Source organism: Nocardia sp. SYP-A9097 (assembly GCF_009649815.1).
Classification (GTDB): domain Bacteria; phylum Actinomycetota; class Actinomycetes; order Mycobacteriales; family Mycobacteriaceae; genus Nocardia.
This window is the reverse complement of record NZ_WJIC01000027.1, coordinates 54,120-73,569: the sequence shown is the minus strand read 5'-3', so window position 1 is coordinate 73,569 and position 19,450 is coordinate 54,120. Positions and strand designations below refer to the sequence as shown.

Below are 19,450 nucleotides of genomic sequence, written 5' to 3'. Positions count from 1 at the left end.
GCGACAAGGATAGGCCGACCACCGCACGCACCAGCCCGGAACCGGACCCCGTTCATTCGGCGATCGTGAACTTCCTGGTTTGCCGGATCTCCTGGAAACTGTCGTAGTCGTTCTCGCGTCCCAGGGCCTTGAGCAGGGCCTTGAACTTCTCGGCGTTCAACCTCGGCTCCAGCGACTTTTCGAACAGCTCAGGCTCCCTGTCTTGAACCAGGTCCGGGTTGATACGACGGCTCTTGACACCCGTGTCCCAGGTCGCGACTCCCTCGATGCCGGTGGCGGTGCCGATGGCGAGTTTGAGTTCGGTCTCCACCCACGCCAGTTCCGCGGCGACCCGGTCGTATTCCTGCTTCACCCGCTGCTGCTGCTCATACAACGCGATCCACTGACCCCGCAGCTGGAGAGTCCGCGCGTCGCTGGGCAACACGGTGGGGTCCGGTTCGAGGGCTTCGAGTTCTTCGGTCCTGCGCTCCTTGGGTAACTCCTCGGTGAGCCACGCTCGGCACTCGGAGAACACCTGTGCGGCTTCGGTTTCGGTGAGGTGGTAGATCTCGCTTCCGCCTTCGGTGCTGCGCCGGTGGCCCCAGGTGTCCTTGATGCGTTTCTCGAGGGCCTTGTACTCGTCGGTTTCGATAGCATCGAACAACGACAACGGCTCGGGACACGAGGTTTGCAGCGAGGATTTTCGCTTCGCGGGAGTCATCGTGGTTTGGCCGATCTTGAACTTCGGGAGCAGACCGAGGTGAAATGCGTAGAGATATCCCATTTGTGGCGAATTCCTTTGCGTCGGTGAACTTTCGGGCAACGAGCACCCAATCGGGTTTCCGGATGCTCCCACGCCTCACCGACAGGTTCCGACCCGGCGCGTGGCGTATTTTCGCAGGTAGAACGGTCGGTTTCGTTCTGCCGCGGACTTGGACCGGTGAGGGGCGGTGGTACCACCGGCTCGATGCCCCGCTCACCATCGCGGGATCGAATCCTCATTCACCCGCTGCACGCCCCCACTCGGATCCGGTTGTGTACGTAACGAATCCGTCGAATCGACTTTCTGCACTATTAGAGAATGAAACTCACGGACTCCGGAGTGTCTGTCGAAGTGATCCGCCGCCGTCGCGGGCACGCCAAAACCGAAACCACCCAGATCTACGCCCAAGCACGGGATGAACTGGTAGACAACGAAATCCGTGCCGCCCGCCGGTAGTCGCTCGATCGCAGCGCTCACTTGCGGATCTGCCCCCTCGCTGCGGTGATACGGAAGGTCAGCGTGCCCATTGGTGTGGCCCCAGCACCCGGCCATGCACCCGCCCTGGAGTGCATTTTTGGCCTAGAGGGAGTACCCGAGGTCGCGTTCACGGCGTGGGCTCTTGCTCGGGCCATGTGGACCGTGGGTCGGTGTGGTGGCGTGTTGTGCCTGAGGGCGCCGCCGGACCGCAGCCGACGGAGGATGCGCGAAGCCTGCCTGCACGGCGGCCCTCATCGCCTTCTCGTCTGCCTCGCGCGCCTGACTCAGGGTCCGGCGCGCGGTGGCCCATGCCTGGTTGCGCAGATCCATCAATGCAGCGAACTCGATATCGACGCGGGCCCCGGTTTCGAGATGGTGATCGATGCGCTCGAGTCGATCGATGAGCTGACGGGCCTGCTGCACGTTCGGTGCAGGCGTGCTGGCCAGGATGTCGATGGCGGCGCGGTACTGCGGGGCCACGCAGCCCTCGGAGTTCGGACCGAGGGCGCTCCGGCCCTTCGTCGCGGTGAGCAGGTCGCGCACGGCCTGCTTCTCCTCGCGCTCACACAGGTTGGTGACGTAGGCGTAGAGCCGAGGCAGCGCCCACATCGGCAGTGAGTCCGGTTCGAACGCTTCACCGCACCGACCAATGTCATCCAGGGTGGTGGCCACCTGGGCGTAGTCGGCGAGGCATCGAGCCTCGCGCACCTGATCACACGCTGCCAGCAGACGGTTTTCGAGGTAGGCGTGGCGTTGCATCGACCGGCGCGCCTGATCGTCGACCGCGGCCTTGCCGCCCGCCCGCAGGTAGCTGTACAGCATCAGCGCGCGAAACTCGTCGCTGTGTCCTTCATCGAGAGCTTGCGCGATCGGCTCGAGCGCCACGAGCTCCGATCGGATCCGCTGGTAGTGCTCCAGCGCGCCGGACTCGCGCACCGCACGCAGCCGGTCCCACAACCCCAGCAGCTCGTACTCGAATTCGCTCATCCCCCAGCTCCTTTCGACTCACGCCGATGCTATCCGTGGCACCGGCCGCTGTCGTGGAAGCCGCCACACTCCACGGACGCCTGGCCTTGGAGTCGGTCCCGACTGCCGCCGGAATCGTGGACACGTATCGACGTGGACCCAGTCGTCCACCGCTATTGGTCGAGATCGTGCTGTTGCGCGGCCGAACGTGCCAGCGCATCAGCCTTGACCAAGCGCGCATTGTGCTGGGCAGCCGAATAGGTGCTGTACGCGCCGCCCACGGAAGTCGCTACACCCGACACTAGGAAGGCCCAGCCCAAAGTTGTTCCCTCGGAACGCTTTTCATCGAGCGTGCGTGTGGTTGAAGTGCTCGAGGTCTTACCGCTGACGCAGACCTGGTCCTCGTGCATGGTCTGTGACCATCAGGCAGGTGAGATCGGATGGAGCTGACACCAGGACAACGTACGCTTCTGCGCCTCGTGGTCGCGGCGCGCAATGTCGACGCGCACGACGTACCCGCCGCAGTCATATCCACGATGCGCCAGTCACCACCCTCGAGGGCGACCATCCTCGCCCTCGAGGACATCCTGGACGCCGTCGCCTTCGAGCAGGGCGAGCCCGCCAACGCCGACTCGGCCGCTTGACCCCGATCGAGTTTGAGACAATAAACCAGCCCGCACTCGCGGCCTGAACCACCACACCCGCGAGTCAACCAAACTCGGGGCAGTCCCCCCCAAACCGGCGAGGCGAAGCTACGGTGTCCAAAAACCTGGACACAGTGCGAACCTGGTCGTTCGTCTCGAAGTACCCCGTCCCTCCCTCACGAGGCAGGCAACGATCTGTGCTCGGCGGAAGAATCCCAGTTTCACTTCATCCGATGCAGTCCACGACGATGTACGCACCCTTCGCCGAGTTGTTCTGAACCACAACACCCTCCACAGTCAGCTTGCAATACAGCATGCCCTTGCCGTTCGTCTGTGCGTTCACCCCATACGAGGGATTGCAGTCCAGGATTCGGTCCCACTTTGCGTATCGAAAATCGGGAAAGCCCAGGACACAACGGGACTGACAGGGAACTCTCTATCGATCCCAAAACCACTGCGCCTGAGTCGATTACGCTTCTGACGGGCAACACCTTTCTACCGCAGGGGTAAAACCTGGCCCGCAACCCGGCGAATTGGACAGGCCATCCCTCCGAGCGGAGTTCCGGGGATGGGGCGGGCATCGCGGCAAGTGCCTTCCACGGCGACGCCGACGGTGCCCAATGTCACCTATGCCGGCGACCGAGGCGGCCTGGCACCTTGTCCCGCACGCCGCCGGCCGATCCGCTTCCTCTCGGGTTCCACGACCCGAAGCGGTCCCAGGCGACGAACACGCGCCAGTGCGAGCATTACCGCATTGACCGGCAGCGGGCTGAACTACGAACACCAATCCTTTTGCGACGCATACGGATCTGCATGCGACCGCAGGGAGCACGGGCTTCGGCCCACAACGCCTGGATCGTCGGCGGGCCGTCGCACCGGGCGTTGTGGGCCGAAGTTTTCTGACACGGTTACGTATCCGCTACGCAGAGCGCGAGGGCCGCTCTCTCACCGTGCCGGGATATGCGGGTATCACTGGACCGAGTTGAACAACTCTTCCGGCGCGTTCGGTGAAGTGAGGCGCGATGCCAGGGCGTCGGGCAGTGCATCAAGTGCTTGCAGGGCGCTCGTGAGGTCCGGGCGAGAGACGAGTGAGGTGATCTTGCCGTTCTGAACGGTGAAGAAATCGATGCTCGACATCGGCACGTGGTGGCCGGCGTCGCTGACCCCGGTGAAGTGATTGCTGGTTTCCGTCCAGCGGACCACGACCGTATCTCCCTCGGCCACCATGAGGTCGATCTGGATCTGTATGTTGGGGAAAGCCGCCAATGCCTGCTCGGTCATCGTGTGGATCGCCTGGGCCGACTGCGAGGGCATAGCGGCGGCTGCGGCTGCGCTCGGCTGGGCCACGGCCTCGAGCCCGGTACTGCCGGCGGCTTCGAGGGTGCCCTGGCTGTCGGGTGCGAAGAGATCTGCGATGGCGGTCACGTCATGTTTGTTGACTACCTGATCGAAAAAGCTCTGCACTACCGCTTTGTTGGCGTCGAGCGTGCCGGCTGTCGCGGGTGTGGACATAATGATTCTCCTCTTATCATCGATGAGCCTGTCCCGGTCCGACCCAGGCGGCCCATACATCTGCGCATCGAGTGCGGTCAAGGTGATCTGAAGCGGCTTTTTCCACCGACCGAGGCCGTGAGATCAGGTAGCCGCATACCAACTTTCCCCAGCAACCTCCATGATTTACAAACACGAAACCTATCGCTCAAGTGTGCACTTCCATTCGAAGTCCGGATGCCATTTTGTCCAATTTTTTCACCCAGTCCACTGGGCAGCAGAATGGAATCGAGATGGATCAGTCGATATGAAGCTTGCATGTCGACAAAAAGACCGAATACCCTGGTTGCTACGAAATCAGACTTCACCGAGAAAAGAAAACAACTGCGCGGTTCGGTGGCGTCGTCCGTGGCCGGCTTGATCGGATCCCGCGGTACACACCTTCGTGTCGGCCGTGAACGCCACCGTCAAGACCACCTCCACACCCACTTGGGTCACCGGCGCCACGATGTCCGACGAGGGCTCGAGCCGGGAGGCCTTCTGGCGGTCGGACGCGGAGATCGCCCCGGCGTCGGCGATACAGCGGCTGGCGAACGGTTGTGATCGAAACTCTTGAGCCGAGTTGTGTTGAGCCCCTTGATAATACGAGTCACCTCCGGGAATTCTGACCGGAAGGCAATATCGGACCGGCTCTGCGCGAGAATTCGCACTACGAGCCGGTCACGACAGGGGCACGAAACCCAGATAATTAGCCTAAAGGTAGCCGTGGATACGCCTGCGCTCGTTGCATCGCATGGATATTACCGGTTTGTCGAATACCGATCCGCCGCGGCTCGAATTCCACCAACGATGAGTAATTCAGGTTGATGAATCAAGTTCGGTATCGATGGCCGGCAACCAGGGCAATCTGGATCAACAATGGCCGTCGCGGATATCGCCGGTCCGCCTGCGCTACTCCGGCCGTTGAGAGAACATGACCGGAATGCGACGCATCGCGGCGGCGCCGACACACTCGGAATGCAACCTTCGATGTTCGACGCGGAGGACAGGCCACTGCGGTAGTGCGTACATCACAACCGAAGACCCCGTGCCCCAATCGATTTCAGAGCGTACCGCTATCACTGACATGCGGAGATGAGCACGGGGCGAGCACGCGGGCACAGACGTCCGGACCAGCGCGGAAAGCTCGCCATTCGTCAAATACTGACCAGTCGGTCGCCTATTCGAAACAAGCCTGACGCGACTCCGAAAGGCGCAGGAAAACAATCCGAGGAATACTCGATACCGTCGATAACTATGTATCGACGGTAGTGTACATCCTCTGGTAACGTCAGGCGAGTTCGCTATAACTTCGATCGCTGGTCCAGGAGGCGCCGCCCAGGGTCTTGCTCTGCAGAGTCGCAGCCTTCACTGTTGCCCCGAATTATCCGATGTATACATTGGAGAATTCCGTCGAAAAGAATTGAAGCGCCCATCGATGTGCGTGCCATCCATTTATGCCGTCACATCGAATTCAACTCGCGTTGAAACTGCACAGTCTCGGGAGTCGATGGGGGAAACGGTGATGAATCACCGGGCGACTGCTGGGCAGCAGTGGATGGACAGGCTTGTCCAAGCAGTTCAGGTACAGGGGGGTCTGTCCCGAACTGCTCCAGGAGGAGAGGTAGTGGAATTCCTGATTCTCGGCCCGTTGGTTGTCCGCTCGGGGGAAGGCGAGGTGGCTATCTCGGCACCACGGCAGCGCATCGTATTGACAACGCTGTTGCTCAATCCCAATAAGATCATTTCTGTTGACCGCATCGCGCAATTCGTCTGGGACGATCCACTACCACCGAGTGCGGCGGCCACTGTCCGCACCTATGTCATGCGGTTACGGCGAGCACTCGGCCCGTTCGGAGTAGAACGAATCCAGACCCGTGCACCTGGCTATCGAATCCAGATACAGGACAACGACACCGACCTCGGCAGGTTCCTGTCCCATCGGCGGGCAGCCAAGACGCTCGCCGAGTCGGGGCAACTCGCGGGCGCGGTGGAAGAACTCGACCGCGGGCTGAGCCTGTGGCGCAGCGACCCGTTCACGGATGTACCGTGCACCCGGTTGCACGAGTCCGAGAGCGGCCACCTGCGAGAGCTACGGCTGCAAACCCTGGGCTGGCGGGTGGATATGCAGCTCGAACTGCACCGACATGCCGAGATCCTGCCCGAACTACGCCGAGTCGTGCGCGAGCACCCGCTCAATGAAGCCTTTGTCGGCCGGCTCATGCTGGCGCTGTTTCGCGCCGGGCAGCAACCGGAAGCGCTCGAGCTCTTCCAACGAGTCCGAGACGACCTGATCGGGCAGTTCGGCATGGAACCCGGCTCGGAACTGCGCGAGATGCAAGCCCGCATCCTGCGCGGAGAAGACGGATCAGTGATCACCATCGCACCTCCCTCGCACAGTGATCCCCCGGCAGCAGGCGCGGAGATCCCGCTGCCCGCGCAGCTTCCTCCCCGGGTGCGGGATTTCATCGGCCGAGACAGTGAAATCCATGAACTGACCGAGCTGCTCATCACGCGATCGGACCCACGGCAAGCGGTCGCGGCGGGCATCGTCACCGGGGCCGCCGGCATCGGGAAGACAAGCTTGCTGCTGCGGGTCGCGCACGCCGTCGCCGACGAGTTCCCCGACGGGCAGCTCTACGCGAGTCTCACCGGACCGGACGGCTCATCGGTCGATCCCGGCGCGCTCGCCCTGCGATTCCTGATCAGCCTGGGTTTGCCTCGCGCGGCCATCCCGGACAGCGACACCAGCCGGCTTGCGCTCTACCGTTCCGTAGTCGCCCAGCGCCGGGTATTGATAGTGCTCGACGATGTCTGCGACGCCTCCCAGGCGCGTCCACTGCTGCCCGCTGGCGGCGACAGCCGCAGCTTGGTCGGCAGCCGCCGGCGTCTCGCCGACCTCGACGGGTCCGTCACCATCGCGCTGGCGCCACTGGACGAACAGATCGCGATGGACCTGCTGGCCGGGATTATCGGTAAGGAACGGGTCGACAATGAAATCGAGTCGGCACGATCTGTCGTACAGGCCTGTTCCGGCCTGCCCCTGGCATTGCGCATCATCGGCCTGCGCCTGCTCAACCGGCCGAATCGCAGGCTGGACGACACCGCGCGCAGGCTCGACGATCCCCAGCGAATCCTGAACGAACTACAGGTCGGGGATCTCTCGATCCGTGCGCCGCTGGACCGCTGGTACCGAGCACTGGGCCACCGTCCCAAGGACGGCGACGAGCTGCGCAAGGCTTTCCGCTGGCTCGGCATGATCTCCAGCCGCCACATCCGGCCGCACACCATCGCCGTACTGCTGGAGTGTTCCGAGAACCGGGCAGAGGATCTGCTGGAGGAATTGGCAGAGGTACACGTCCTGCGCGGGCCGAACCGCGGCCACTACACCATTGACCGCTTGAGCTGGGCCTTTGCTCGCGAACGCCTCTACCAGGAGGAGCTGTCGGGGTACTACATCGCCGCATTGCGGCGCCTGAGCCAGCACGGATACCCGACGGACGTGCCCTTCGTGCCCGCCGAACGACTCCTGTCCTGACCGGGTGCGCGGTACCGGGCGCGGACACCCGACGTCACGCCCGATACCGCGCACCCGGTCGATCCGACCGCGGGCCGATCGCCAGGCTCGACCCGGATGCCTCGAAATGATCCGAGAGCAGCGCCAGCACGCCGGTGGCGCTACTGCTCAGAAAGAAGTGGCCACCGGGAAAAACCCGCATGTCGAACGGGTCGCCCGAATGGTGAACCCACTCCCGTGCCTCCTCGACGGTGGTGTGCGGATCCTGGTCTCCGGTGAGCACCGTGATCGGGCACGGCGGCGGGCCGTCCGGGGCGAATCGGTACGTCTCGACCGCGCGATAGTCGCTGCGCAAGGCGGGCAGGATCATCGCCAGCACCTCCGGGTCCTCGAGCAGCAGGGACTCGGTGCCGCCGAGCGAACGCACCTCGGCGGCGATGCCCGCATCATCGCGCAGGTGCACCATGTCTCCGCGCTGCAGGTGCGGGGCGCGACGCCCGGAGGCGAACAGGTGCAGGGGCCGCCCCGGACTGTCCCGCCGCAGACGCCGAGCTACTTCGAACGCGATGACTGCGCCCATGCTGTGCCCGAACAGTGCCAGCGGCTCTGATGCCCACTTCCGCATGAGCTCGTGGATTCGGTCGGCAAGCTCACCGATGTCTCCGATGCCGGGCTCGTTGCGGCGGTCCTGACGACCGGGGTACTGCACGCCGACGACATCGACCTCCGGCGCCAGCGCCCGCGCCACCGGCAGGAAGTAACTCGCGGCGCCGCCCGCGTGCGGAAAGCAGACGAGCCGGTGCCCGGCCCGATCCGCAGGCGCCAGCCGCCTGAACCAGTTCTTCTCGTCGTCCATGTTGTCCATTTCACTGTTCCGATGCGATCACAATCCGCCGGTCCGGCAGGAAGCCCGTGCACCGTCACGGGCCGACCCGTCTCGCGGCGAACCGCACGGCGGAATTCGGATGACGGGCACTTCCCGCAGCGTATTGCCGGGCCGTGGCTCGCGGATTCCGCCGCGATATCGCACGGGCCCCGCACCGGACACCCGGGCGCTACCGAAACGCTATCGGCCCCTGCCAGCATCGACATCGCCCGCGGTGCACACACCGGGCGAGGGATGGGCACCCTCTTGACCGCTCCCTTACGAAGGATCATCGTGGCCGATCAGATAGCAGTCACAGCGCAACTCACCGACTACATCCGGCACGTCTCCCTCCGGGAGGACGAGATTCTGCGCGAATTGCGAGCGGAAACCGCGGACTTGCCAGGCGGGACGGCCATGCAGGTGCTCGCCGAGGAGGGACAACTGCTGGCATTGCTCGCCGGACTCGTGAACGCTCACGCGATTCTGGAGATCGGTACGTTCACCGGCTACAGCACGCTGTGCCTCGCGCGTGCGCTGCCCGCCACGGGCCGTCTGATCACCTGCGACATCACCGACCGGTGGCCCGCGATAGGCGTCCCGTACTGGGGTCGCGCGGGGGTGGGTGACCGCATCGAGTTGCGGGTCGGCGAGGCCTGCGCGACGCTCGAGCAGATGCTGGCCGACGAGGGCCCGGGCCTGTTCGATCTGGTGTTCATCGACGCGGACAAGGCCAATTACCCTCGGTACTACGAACTTTCACTCGAACTCGTCCGGCTCGGCGGCCTGATCGTGGTGGACAACACCCTCTTCTTCGGGCGGGTGGCCGATCCGGGCGCGCAGGACGCGGACACGCAGGGTGTGCGCGAGCTCAATGCCCTCCTGCGGTCCGACGACCGTGTGGAGATCAGCATGCTGACCATGGCCGACGGCATCACCCTGGCGCACCGGCTCACCTGAGCGCGGGCCGCGTTCAGTCTGCCGAGCTGCCCACCGGAACACCCTGCGCTGCAACGGATCCGAAGGTGACGACCGATGCGGCCCACGAATCCCCGGATATCGGCGCCGAAGTCCCGGCGAGACGCGGCGAGACGCGGCGACCGCTTCTCGCCGGGACTGCAGTTCACGATCGACGCGCGGCTTCGGGAGCGCTTGCCGGTGCGCCGATCGAGTCGGTCGTTTCCAGCCGCGTTGTGGCCGACCCGCTCCATTCGGCGGGAAGCAGGTGCAGTCGCTCGACGCTCGCGACCTCGGGTGCGGCAAGGGCATCGCGGCAGTGACACGGTTCATCGTCGAAGCCGGCGAACCGGTAGGCGATCTCCATCATGCGGTTGCGGTCGGTGGGGCGGAAGTCGGCCACGAAATGCACGCCCGCCCGGTGCGCCCGGTCCCCGAGCCAGGCGAGCAGGGTCGAGCCCGCACCGAACGAGACGACCCGGCACGAGGTCGCCAGCAGCCTGAGATGCCATACGCTGGAATGCTTTTCGATCAATATCACGCCGACCGCACCGTGCGGCCCGAAGCGATCGGACATGGCCGCAACCAGGATCTCGTGCTTCGGATCCCGCAGCAGTGCGCGCAGTGCAGCATCCGAGTAGTGCACACCGGTGGCGTTCATCTGGCTGGTGCGCAGCGTCAGCTCCTCGACCCGCGACAGCTGCTCCTCGGTGGCGGGCCCGATGTGCAGCACGAGCTCGAGCGAGCGCAGGAAATCCTCGTCCGCACCGTCGAATTCGGTGCGTTCGGCGTCGCGGCGAAACCCGGCCTGGTACATCTCCCGGCGGCGGCGCGAATCCACCGTGCTCACCGCCGGAGTGAATTCGGGCAGTCCGGCGAGCGTCGCGGCCGCCTCCGCCGGGTAGCAGCGCACCTCGGGCAGGTGATAGGTCACCTCGGCGCGTTCGGCGGGCTGATCGTCGATGAACGCGATGGTCGCCGGCGCGAAGTTCAGCTGCTCCGCAATGCGGCGCACCGCGTCGGACTTGCGCCCCCAGCCGATCTCGGGCAGCACGAAGTACTCGGCGAGCCCGAGTGCCCGCAGCCGCGCCCAGGCCGGATCGTGGTCGTTGCGGCTGCAGACCGACTGCAGAATGCCGCGGGAGTCCAGTTCGACGATGACGTCGCGGATGGTCTCGGCGAGCACCACCTCACCATCTTCGAGCAGTGTGCCCTGCCATAGGGTGTTGTCGAGGTCCCAGACCAGGCACTTGATCGTACTTACCTGCGCGGGAACAGCTTCCGTCGTCATGACCACCTCTCCGATCACGCATTGGCCAGCACGTGATCGGCCAGCAGCAGCTGGCACATCTCGTTGCTGCCCTCGATGATTTCCATGCACTTGGCATCGCGGTACGCGCGCGCCACCATGTGCCCGTCCCGCGTCCCCGCCGAGGCCAGGACCTGTACGGCGACCGCCGCGCCGCGCGCCGCCTGGGTGGCGCCGACATGCTTGGCGAGCACGGTGGCGAGCACCTGATCCGGCGACCCCTCATCCCAGCAGCGACTGGCGTACTCGCAGGCGCGGGCCGCGATCTGCTCGGCGACCAGCAGGTCGGCAAGGTGCCGGGCGATGAGCTGATGACCGCCCAGCGTCCGCCCGAACTGCTCACGCGATCTGGCGTGCGCCCCGGCCGCCGCCAGGCACGCGCGCAGGATGCCGACGCAGCCCCAGGCGACCGACATCCGGCCGTAGGCGAGAGCCGTCGTCACCACCAGCGGCAGGAACTGACCGCCGTCACCGAGCAGGTGCGCGGCGGGCACCCGCACCTGTGTCAAGCGCAGGTCGGCATGGCCGGCCGCACGACAACCCAGCGGATCCTCGATCCGGTCCACCCGCACGCCGGGCGCATCCGTCGGCACCACCACCGCCCCGGCGCCGCCGTCGTCCATAATGCCTACGACGACAACAAGATCGGCGTACGCCGCGGCCGTCGACCAGGTCTTGTGACCGTCGATGGCGACCTCGTCGCCGGCGCGGACGATGCGGGTCCCGATGGCCGAGAGGTCGCTGCCCGCGCCGGGTTCGCTGAAGGCGACCGCGGCCAGTTCTCCACCGGTCAGACGGGGCAGGAATTCGGCCTGCTGCTGTTCGGTGCCGAGCCGCGCGATGGTCCAGGCCGCCATCCCCTGCGAGGTCATGATGCTGCGCAGCGAGGAGCACAGACTGCCCACGTGCGCGGTGAACTCCCCGTCGAGGGCGCTGTCCCAGCCGAGGCCGCCGAGCCCGGCCGGGACCTGCGGGCACAGGTATCCGGCGGCGCCGAGCTTGGTCAGCAGGTCCCGGGGCAGCAGTCCGGTGCGGTCCCAGTGCCCGGCCTGGTCACCCACGAGGTCGGTGGCGGCCTCGCACGCCGCGAGCAGTCCGCCGCTCACAGTTCGCTCCGGAGCCGCTCCACCAGCGCCACCATATTCACTACGGTGCGAAAGTTGTCCAGCCGCAAGTCTTTTCCCCGGATGGCGATGCCGTAGGTCTTCTCCAGAAACACCACGAGCTGCATGGCGAACAGTGAGGAGAGGCCACCGGCGGCGAACAGATCGGCCTCCGGACCCCAGGATCGCTTGGTCTGGGTGTCGAGGAAAGTCAGCACATCCTGCTGGATGTCCATGCTCTCCGCCTGCTCGACCTGGGTATTCGTTGCGTCCACTGTCTTCTCCTCAGTTCGTGTACTCGTAGAATCCGCGGCCGGACTTGCGGCCGTGGTGGCCCAGCCGGACCTTCTCCAGCAGCAGGTCACAGGGGCGGCAGCCCTCGTCACCGGTGCGGGCGTAGAGGACCTGCAGCGAATCGACGAGGTTGTCGATGCCGATCAGGTCGGCGGTGCGCAGCGGCCCGGTGCGATGGCCCAGGCAGTTCTCCATCAGTGCGTCGACGTCCGTGGCGGTGGCGGTGCCCTGCTCGACGACCCGGGCCGCACCGTTGATCATCGGGTGCAGGACGCGGCTGGTGACGAAGCCCGGGGTGTCCCGGACGACGACGGGATCCTGTCCCAGCGCGGCCAGCGCACCCTCGAGCGCCGCCATGGTGTGCGCACCGGTGCGCGCCCCGCGGATGACCTCGACCGTCCGAATCAGGTACGGCGGGTTCATGAAATGGGTGCCGACGACGTCCTCGGGCCGCTGTGCGAAACCGGCGAGCTCGTCGATCGGGATCGACGAGGTGTTCGAGACCAGCGGGGTGCCGTGGGCCACCACCGCCGAGATCTCGGCGAACACCTTCGCCTTGACCGTGAGGTCCTCGGTGGTCGCCTCGATGACCACCGTGGCGGGCCCGAGGTCGGCGATCGCGGTGGTCGTCGTCAGCGCACCGGCCGCCTCGTCGTCCGCGAGCCGGCCCATCAGCTGGGCCATCCGCAGTTCCGCCGCGATTCTGGTGTGGGCCTCGCTCAGCCGGGTGTCGTCGACATCGACCAGGATGACCGGCAGCCCGCGAACCAGTGCCAGGGTGGCGATACCGACGCCCATGACGCCGGCGCCGACCACCGCGATCAGCTGCCCCTCCGGGGTGTCGGACTCAGGTTCCGTTTTCATCGATAGGCCTTCCTCTCAATGCATTTCAGTCAGGACAGGATCGATTCGAGCCAATCGGAGACGGCCCGGGCGGTGGTCGCCGAATGCTGCTCCAAGATCGAGAAGTGATCGCCGGGCACGTCGACCACCGTGTGCGCACCCGGCCAGCTGGAACGCCAGTCACCGACGGCGGGCGCCGATTCGCCGAGCGGACTCGAGGCCCGCACCAGCAGGGTGGGCGCCGCAACCACCGGCGCCCGGTAGTCGTCGAGGAGCCGGAAGTACTTGCCCATCGCGGTGAGCCGGGCGCCGTCCATCGGGACGGCCTGTTCCTCACGCTCGAACATGCCCTGCAGCAGCACGTTGTTGAACTGCGTCATCGCCTTGTCCGACGACAGATAGGTGTCGAGCAGCACGACGGCGGCCGGGCGCACACCCCGCTGCTCCAGCTGCGCGGCCACGCCGTGCGCGACGATGCCGCCCGAGGAGGAACCGAGCAGGACCAGCGGGCGCTCCCCGCCCACCCGTTCCAGGATCTCCTCGGCCTGATAGTCGAACAGTGCAGGCAAGCTGGACGGAAGACGCTGGGAGGTAAGGAAACCCGGCGCCGACAGGGCGCTCGCGCCGTAGGTACCGCGGAACTGCGCGACGAAGCGGGCGTACTGGTGGCCGCCGCCGAGCGCGACCAGGGAACCGAGACACACCAGCTCGGGTGCGTCGTCGTGGGTGGTGATCCGGATCAGCCGCGGCGGTTCGTCCGTGCCGCGCAGCTCGGCGGCCGTGTGGAATTCCGGTCGCAGCGCGGAGGCGTTCTTGAGCAGATCGATGGCCTCGTCGGCCTTGCCGCGCCGGCCCAGCTGCCGGAACAGGATGCCGACCGGATCCGGGTCTGGTGCGCTCGGCGGCGGTACGGCCGCAGTCACGCCCTGTGCCGCTGACGCCGCCGACTTCCATTCCGCGGCAACCAGTTCGGCGAGTTTCGCCGGGGTGCCACTGCTGAACACGACCGTCGGGAGCAGGCCGACTCCGAGGGACGCGGCGAGGCGGTTGCGTAGCTCCAGCGCGGTCAGAGAGTCGAATCCGACCGACAGGAACTGGTCGTCGGCGCCGACCGCGGTGGCATCGTCGTGCCCGAGTACCTGGGCGGCGTACTGCCGCACCGTCTCCAGGAGGATGCCCGGTTGTTCCTCGGCGCTCGCGGCGTCGAGCCGGTCGCGCAGCCGGTCGTCGGTCGCCGGCCGCGGCCGGCGCGGGGATCGCACCAGCGCGCGCAGCAGCGGCGGTATCGGGCCGTTGCGCAGGGCGGCGAGGTCGAGGTCGGCGGGGATCAACAGCGGGTCGGGCACGGCGTGCGCCGCATCGAACAGCGCCGCACCGGTTTCGGCGGAGAGTCCGCGAATTCCACTGCGGGACATACGATTCAGATCGACGTCGGAGAGCGCGGCGGTCAGCTCGCTGCGCTGCTCCCACAGGCCCCACGCCAGCGATTTGGCCGGGAGACCCGCGCGGTGACGGATGGCCATCAGCGCGTCCATGGCGACATTGGCCGCCGCGTACGCCGACTGGCCGGGTCCGCCGAGGACACCGGCGATCGACGAGTACACCACGAACGCGCGCACCGGCAGGCCGAGCGTGGCCTCATGCAGATTCCACGCGCCGTCGATCTTGGGCCGCAGTACCGCGCTCAGCCGCTCGGGGGTGACATCGCCCAGTACGGTGTCGTCGATGACGCCGGCCGTGTGCACGACCGCGGTCAGCGGATGCGCTTGCGGGATGCGCGCGAGCACGGCATCGACGGCCGCACGATCGGTGACATCGCAGGATTCGGCGGTCACCTGCGCACCCAGTGCCGTGAGCTCGGCGACCAGCTCGGCCGACCCCGCCGGGTCGCGGCGTCCGAGCAGCAGAAGGCGGCGCACGCCGTGCGCCGTCACCAGGTGGCGAGCGAGGAGGCCGGCGAGCGTGCCCGCACCTCCGGTCAGCAGGACGGTGCCCGCGCCATCGAAGAGTTCACCCGGGTCGGTCGCGGCGCGCACGCGCGTCAAGCGGGGGACGTGGATAGCGCCCGCCCGGAGCGCGGCCTGCGGTTCACCACTGGCCAGCACCGCGGCGAGCAGCTCGGGCGTAATCCCGGCAGCGTCGGTATCGAGGAGTACGAACCGGTCCGGATTCTCTTGCTGGGCGGAACGGACCAGGCCCCAGACGGCAGCGCCCGCGAGATCGAGGGACGGCTCACCGAGATCCACGGCACCGCGGGTCACGATGACCAGCGGCGGGCACCCCCCGGCGGGCCGGGCCAGCCAGGCCTGGAGGTGGGCCAGCACCTTCGCGGCGATAGCATGCACCGCCTCGGGAATACCGGAATCCGTTGCAGGACAGGGAAGCAGCACCGCATCGAGACCCGCCGGTTCGTCACCTTCGCCGAGGACGGTCATGGATGGCGGCCGCTCGCCTCCGCTGTCGATGACGGCACAGCGAGCCGCCGGCGGCGGAGTCCCGGCGGTGGGGCCGAGCAGGGGCCATTCGAGACGGAACAGCGAATCGGTCGGGGCGCGCAGGGAATCGAAGGATGCGGTGCGCATGGCCAGCGTGCCGACGGTGACGACCGGCCGCCCGTCCCCGTCGGTGACTTCCAGGGATACCGCGTCCGGGCCTTGCGGCCGCAGCCCGACGCGCAGCGCGCGACCCGCCGGGGCATCGGACCAGATGCGCACGTGCTGCCACGAAAAGGGCAGGGGCACACCGGAAGCCGCAGGTTGTGCGTCCGGGTCGGCATCGGTGTCGGCACCGCGCAGCGTGATCGTGTGCAGGAAGGCATCCAGCAGGGCCGGGTGCACACCGAACCCGTCCGCCACGGTGTCCGGCAGTTCGACCTCGGCGAAGATCTCCGCGCCGGACGACCAGGCGGCCCGGAGACCACGGAAAGCGGGACCGTACTCCACGCCTCGCGCCTCCAGCACGCTGTAGAGCCGGTCGACTCGCAACTGCCGCGCGCCCTCGGGCGGCCACGACAGCGGCGGGGCCGAGAGTGCGGTCGGCATAGGTCCGGCTGCTGCGGGCGCCGGGGCGAGCACGCCGCTGCCGTGCTCGGTCCATTCCACCTCGGAGCCGGAATCCTCGGACCGCGAGTGGATTTCGATGGTGCGCCGGCCTGCCGGGTCCGGGGCGGCGACCGTGAGCCGCAGCCGGAACGCGGGGCCGTCGGGTGCGCCGGTGAGGACCAGGGGTGCGGAGAGTGTGAGCTCCTCGATCAGTGCGCAGCCGAGGTGGCGGCCCACGTGGGCGGCCATCTCGAGGTAGGCGACGCCGGGCAGGAGGATGGTGCCGCGCACGGCGTGGTCGGCCAGCCAGGGGTGGGTCGTTACCGAGAGGCGGCCGGTGAATATCGTGCCGCCCGCGCCGGGCAGCTCGACGGCGGCGCGCAGCAGCGGATGGCGAGGGTCGTCCTGGCCGATGGCGGCGGGGTCGCCGCCGGCCGGGGCGGGGTCGAGCCAGTAGCGCGTGCGCTGGAAGGCGTAGGTCGGCAGATCGGCTCGTCGCGCGCCGGCCTGTTCGAACACCGGACGCCAGTCGACCGGCAAGCCGGACACGTGTGCCTGACCGAATGCCGTGAGCAGCCGGTGTGCGTCGCCCTCACCGCGGCGCAGGGTTTCGAGGACGGTGAGGCCCTCGAGACCAGCTTCAGCGGCCGCGTCCTGGATGTTGAACGTCAGGGTGGGGTGTGGGCCGATCTCGAGGAACGTCCGATAGCCCGCGTCGAAGAGGATCCGGAGGGCGTCGTGGAAACGCACTGTCTGCCTCAGATTTCGGAACCAGTACTCCGGTCCCAGCGTGGCAGGTCGCACCCACTCCGCATCGGTGGTGGACAGCATCGGGACGGTTCCCGGGCCGGGCGTCACCGCCGCGAGCGAGGTGAGCAGGGTGTCGCGGACCGAATCCACGACGGCAGAATGTGGCGCGTAATCGATCGGGGTCCGGAAGGCCATCACGTCGTCGGAGTCGGCGAGGAATTCGTCGAGCGCGGCGGCCTCGCCGGCGAGCACGACCACGCGTGGGCCGTTGACGGCGGCGATCGAGAGGCGGCCGCCGTATCCGTCGATCAGTTTCTCCGCCTCGTCGGCGGTGAGCAGCACGGTGGCCATGGCGCCGCCGCCCGTGACGGCGGCGAGGGCGCGGCTGCGCCCGACCGCGATCGCGGCGGCGTCTTCCAGGGACAGCATGCCCGCGACACAGGCGGCGGCCACTTCGCCCTGGCTGTGCCCGACCACCGCGGCCGGCTCGATGCCGTGGGCCTGCCATACCGCCGCGAGGGATACCAGCACCGAGAACAGCACCGGCTGCAGGGCTTCGACCTGGCCGATCGAGGGCGCGCCGGGCTCCTGCCGCAGCACCGCGATCGGTGACCAGCCGAGATGGTCCGCGAGCACGCGTGCGCAGTCGGCCATGCGGGCAGCGAAAACCGGTGAGCTGTCCAGTAACTCGGCGGCCATGCCGGGCCACTCCGCGCCGAGGCCCGGGAAGACGAACACGACCTTGCCGGGCTTCCCGGCGGTGGCACCGCGGTGGTCACCGTCCGCGCGCGCCACCTCGCCGAGGGTCTCCAGGAGCTCGGCGCGATCGGCGCCGACCACGACCGCACGCTCGGGGAATCGGGATCGGCTGAGCGCCAGCGACATTCCGATGTCCGCGGGGTGCAGGCCCGGGTCGGCGCTGACATGCGCGTGCAGCCGTTCCGCCTGCGCGCGTAGGGCGGACGGCGTCCGGGCGGAGAGGATCCAGGCCGTCGGGCCCTCGGTGCGGACCGGCGGCGCGGCATCCGGGTCACCGGGCGCGGACTCGAGAATCAGATGCGCATTGGTGCCGCTGGCACCGAAGGAGGACACCGCCGCGCGGCGCGGCTGCCCGGTGACCGGCCACGGCCCGGCCTCGGTCAGCAGCGCGACATCGCCTCGGCTCCAATCGATCTGTGCGCTCGGCCGATCGATGTGCAGCGACCTCGGCAGCATGCCCTGCCGCATGGCCAGCACCATCTTGATGACACCGCCGACTCCGGCCGCCGCCTGCGTGTGCGTCAGATTTGATTTCAGTGAACCCAGCAGCAGCGAGCGTCCCCTCGGACGGTCCTGGCCGTAGACCTCGAGCACGGCCTGCGCCTCGATCGGGTCACCGAGTACCGTGCCGGTGCCGTGCGCCTCGAGCGCATCGACCTCGGTGGGCGACAGACCCGCATTGCGCAGGGCTTTTCGAATGACCCGCACCTGGGCCGGGCCGTTGGGGGCGGTCAGGCCGTTGCTCGCGCCGTCCTGGTTGACGGCCGAGCCGCGAATGACCGCCAGCACCGGATGGCCGTTGCGCCGCGCATCGCCGAGGCGCTCCAGCAGGATCATGCCGACGCCTTCACCGAAGGCGGCGCCATCGGCGCTGTCGGAGAACGATTTACAGCGGCCGTCACGGGCCAGCCCGCCCTGCCGCGCAGCGCCGCTGAGCACACCGGGCGCGGACATCACGGTGACGCCGCCGGCGAGGGCGAGGGCGGTGTCGCCCGCGCGCAGGGCCTGACAGGCCAGGTGAATCGCGACCAGGGACGACGAGCAGGCGGTGTCCAGGCTCACCGCGGGCCCCTGCAGCCCGAGCAGATAGGCGATGCGGCCGGAGACGACGCTGGGAATGGTTCCGGTGCCGAGGAATCCGGCCAGGTCCTCGGGTGTATGGCCGAGGCGGCTGCCGTAGTCGCTGTTGATGACGCCCGCGAAAACGGCGGTGTCACCGCCGCGCAGGCGTTGCGGATCGATGCCCGCGCGCTCGATGCTCTCCCAGCAGACCTCGAGCAGCAGTCGCTGTTGCGGGTCCATCGCCAAGGCCTCGCGCGGTGAGATCCCGAAGAATCCGGCGTCGAAATCCATTGCATCGTGCAGGAATCCGCCTGCGAGGGCGGGTGCGCCCGGTTCCTGTGGCAGGTCCCACCCGCGGTCGGCCGGGACGGGCGTGACGCCATCGCGCTCGGCCATCAGCAGTTGCCACAAGTCTTCGGGAGTCTGTACGCCGCCGGGGAAGCGGCAGCTCATGCCGACGATCGCCACCGGCTCCCGCGCCCGCGCGACCAGTGTGCGGTTCTCCTGGCGCAGTTGCTGATTGTCCCGCACGGAGGCGCGCAGGGCCTCGACCACCTGGTCCGTTGTCATAGCAGTCCTTTCGCTGTCGGC

Annotated in this window: 14 protein-coding genes; 4 read left to right on the top strand and 10 right to left on the bottom strand. The window is 67.3% G+C overall.

Features of this window, described 5'->3' with window-relative positions:
* Window positions 1-52: 52 nt before the first annotated feature.
* Window positions 53-763, bottom strand: a complete 711-nt coding sequence (locus tag GFY24_RS33635; RefSeq protein WP_153809156.1) for a GIY-YIG nuclease family protein — start codon at window positions 761-763, stop codon at window positions 53-55.
* Window positions 764-1,060: 297 nt separating this feature from the next.
* Between GFY24_RS33635 and GFY24_RS33630 the strand changes: the two genes are divergently transcribed.
* Entirely contained in the window at window positions 1,061-1,198 is a 138-nt protein-coding gene (locus GFY24_RS33630) for a hypothetical protein (RefSeq protein ID WP_153809155.1), read from the top strand.
* 123 nt (window positions 1,199-1,321) lie between these two features.
* Here GFY24_RS33630 and GFY24_RS33625 read toward each other — a convergent pair whose 3' ends face one another.
* Both GFY24_RS33625 and GFY24_RS33620 read right to left on the bottom strand, forming a co-directional pair.
* Window positions 1,322-2,206, bottom strand: a complete 885-nt coding sequence (locus GFY24_RS33625) for a hypothetical protein (RefSeq protein ID WP_153809154.1) — start codon at window positions 2,204-2,206, stop codon at window positions 1,322-1,324.
* Window positions 2,207-2,358: 152 nt separating this feature from the next.
* Window positions 2,359-2,595 (bottom strand): hypothetical protein, encoded by a 237-nt coding sequence (locus GFY24_RS33620; protein WP_153809153.1) that lies wholly within the window; start codon window positions 2,593-2,595, stop codon window positions 2,359-2,361.
* 30 nt (window positions 2,596-2,625) lie between these two features.
* On the opposite strand from GFY24_RS33620, the gene GFY24_RS33615 reads away from it, so the two are divergent.
* Window positions 2,626-2,829: a hypothetical protein gene (locus GFY24_RS33615; RefSeq protein ID WP_153809152.1), complete on the top strand. Its 204-nt coding sequence runs from the start codon at window positions 2,626-2,628 to the stop codon at window positions 2,827-2,829.
* Between the two features lie 969 nt (window positions 2,830-3,798).
* Here the strand turns inward: GFY24_RS33615 and GFY24_RS33610 are convergent.
* Window positions 3,799-4,341: an ester cyclase gene (locus tag GFY24_RS33610; protein ID WP_194853120.1), complete on the bottom strand. Its 543-nt coding sequence runs from the start codon at window positions 4,339-4,341 to the stop codon at window positions 3,799-3,801.
* Window positions 4,342-5,986: 1,645 nt separating this feature from the next.
* Here GFY24_RS33610 and GFY24_RS33605 point away from each other — a divergent pair.
* Window positions 5,987-7,897, top strand: a complete 1,911-nt coding sequence (locus GFY24_RS33605) for a BTAD domain-containing putative transcriptional regulator (RefSeq protein WP_194853119.1) — start codon at window positions 5,987-5,989, stop codon at window positions 7,895-7,897.
* A gap of 34 nt (window positions 7,898-7,931) precedes the next feature.
* Here the strand turns inward: GFY24_RS33605 and GFY24_RS33600 are convergent, their stop codons facing one another.
* Window positions 7,932-8,741 carry a thioesterase II family protein gene (locus GFY24_RS33600; RefSeq protein ID WP_228566900.1) on the bottom strand — a complete coding sequence of 270 codons (810 nt, stop codon included), beginning with the start codon at window positions 8,739-8,741 and terminating at the stop codon, window positions 7,932-7,934.
* A gap of 294 nt (window positions 8,742-9,035) precedes the next feature.
* Between GFY24_RS33600 and GFY24_RS33595 the strand changes: the two genes are divergently transcribed.
* Window positions 9,036-9,701: a class I SAM-dependent methyltransferase gene (locus GFY24_RS33595; protein ID WP_309231650.1), complete on the top strand. Its 666-nt coding sequence runs from the start codon at window positions 9,036-9,038 to the stop codon at window positions 9,699-9,701.
* A gap of 163 nt (window positions 9,702-9,864) precedes the next feature.
* Here the strand turns inward: GFY24_RS33595 and GFY24_RS33590 are convergent, their stop codons facing one another.
* Genes GFY24_RS33590 through GFY24_RS33570 form a run of 5 tightly spaced genes read right to left on the bottom strand, consistent with a single transcriptional unit; the run spans window position 9,865 to window position 19,429 of the window.
* The gene (locus tag GFY24_RS33590; protein ID WP_153809148.1) at window positions 9,865-10,989 is read right to left on the bottom strand and encodes an HAD family hydrolase; all 1,125 of its coding nucleotides are present in this window, start codon (window positions 10,987-10,989) and stop codon (window positions 9,865-9,867) included.
* A 14-nt stretch (window positions 10,990-11,003) separates the two neighbouring features.
* On the bottom strand, window positions 11,004-12,113 hold the full coding sequence (locus tag GFY24_RS33585) for an acyl-CoA dehydrogenase family protein (protein WP_309231649.1): 1,110 nt from the start codon (window positions 12,111-12,113) through the stop codon (window positions 11,004-11,006).
* The gene (locus GFY24_RS33580) at window positions 12,110-12,385 is read right to left on the bottom strand and encodes an acyl carrier protein (protein WP_309231648.1); all 276 of its coding nucleotides are present in this window, start codon (window positions 12,383-12,385) and stop codon (window positions 12,110-12,112) included. The genes GFY24_RS33585 and GFY24_RS33580 overlap by 4 nt, the downstream gene beginning before the upstream one ends.
* Before the next feature lie 10 nt (window positions 12,386-12,395).
* Entirely contained in the window at window positions 12,396-13,268 is an 873-nt protein-coding gene (locus tag GFY24_RS33575; protein WP_153809147.1) for a 3-hydroxyacyl-CoA dehydrogenase family protein, read from the bottom strand.
* Between the two features lie 29 nt (window positions 13,269-13,297).
* Entirely contained in the window at window positions 13,298-19,429 is a 6,132-nt protein-coding gene (locus GFY24_RS33570) for a type I polyketide synthase (protein ID WP_153809146.1), read from the bottom strand.
* Window positions 19,430-19,450: the final 21 nt, after the last annotated feature.

Coding starts and splice junctions, on each gene's coding strand:
- GFY24_RS33615 (WP_153809152.1), top strand. CDS start 2,626: ATGGAGCTGACACCAGGACAACGTACGCTTCTGCGCCTCGTGGTCGCG.
- GFY24_RS33635 (WP_153809156.1), bottom strand. CDS start 763: ATGGGATATCTCTACGCATTTCACCTCGGTCTGCTCCCGAAGTTCAAG.
- GFY24_RS33590 (WP_153809148.1), bottom strand. CDS start 10,989: ATGACGACGGAAGCTGTTCCCGCGCAGGTAAGTACGATCAAGTGCCTG.
- GFY24_RS33630 (WP_153809155.1), top strand. CDS start 1,061: ATGAAACTCACGGACTCCGGAGTGTCTGTCGAAGTGATCCGCCGCCGT.
- GFY24_RS33610 (WP_194853120.1), bottom strand. CDS start 4,341: ATGTCCACACCCGCGACAGCCGGCACGCTCGACGCCAACAAAGCGGTA.
- GFY24_RS33600 (WP_228566900.1), bottom strand. CDS start 8,741: ATGGACAACATGGACGACGAGAAGAACTGGTTCAGGCGGCTGGCGCCT.
- GFY24_RS33625 (WP_153809154.1), bottom strand. CDS start 2,206: ATGAGCGAATTCGAGTACGAGCTGCTGGGGTTGTGGGACCGGCTGCGT.
- GFY24_RS33620 (WP_153809153.1), bottom strand. CDS start 2,595: ATGCACGAGGACCAGGTCTGCGTCAGCGGTAAGACCTCGAGCACTTCA.
- GFY24_RS33575 (WP_153809147.1), bottom strand. CDS start 13,268: ATGAAAACGGAACCTGAGTCCGACACCCCGGAGGGGCAGCTGATCGCG.
- GFY24_RS33570 (WP_153809146.1), bottom strand. CDS start 19,429: ATGACAACGGACCAGGTGGTCGAGGCCCTGCGCGCCTCCGTGCGGGAC.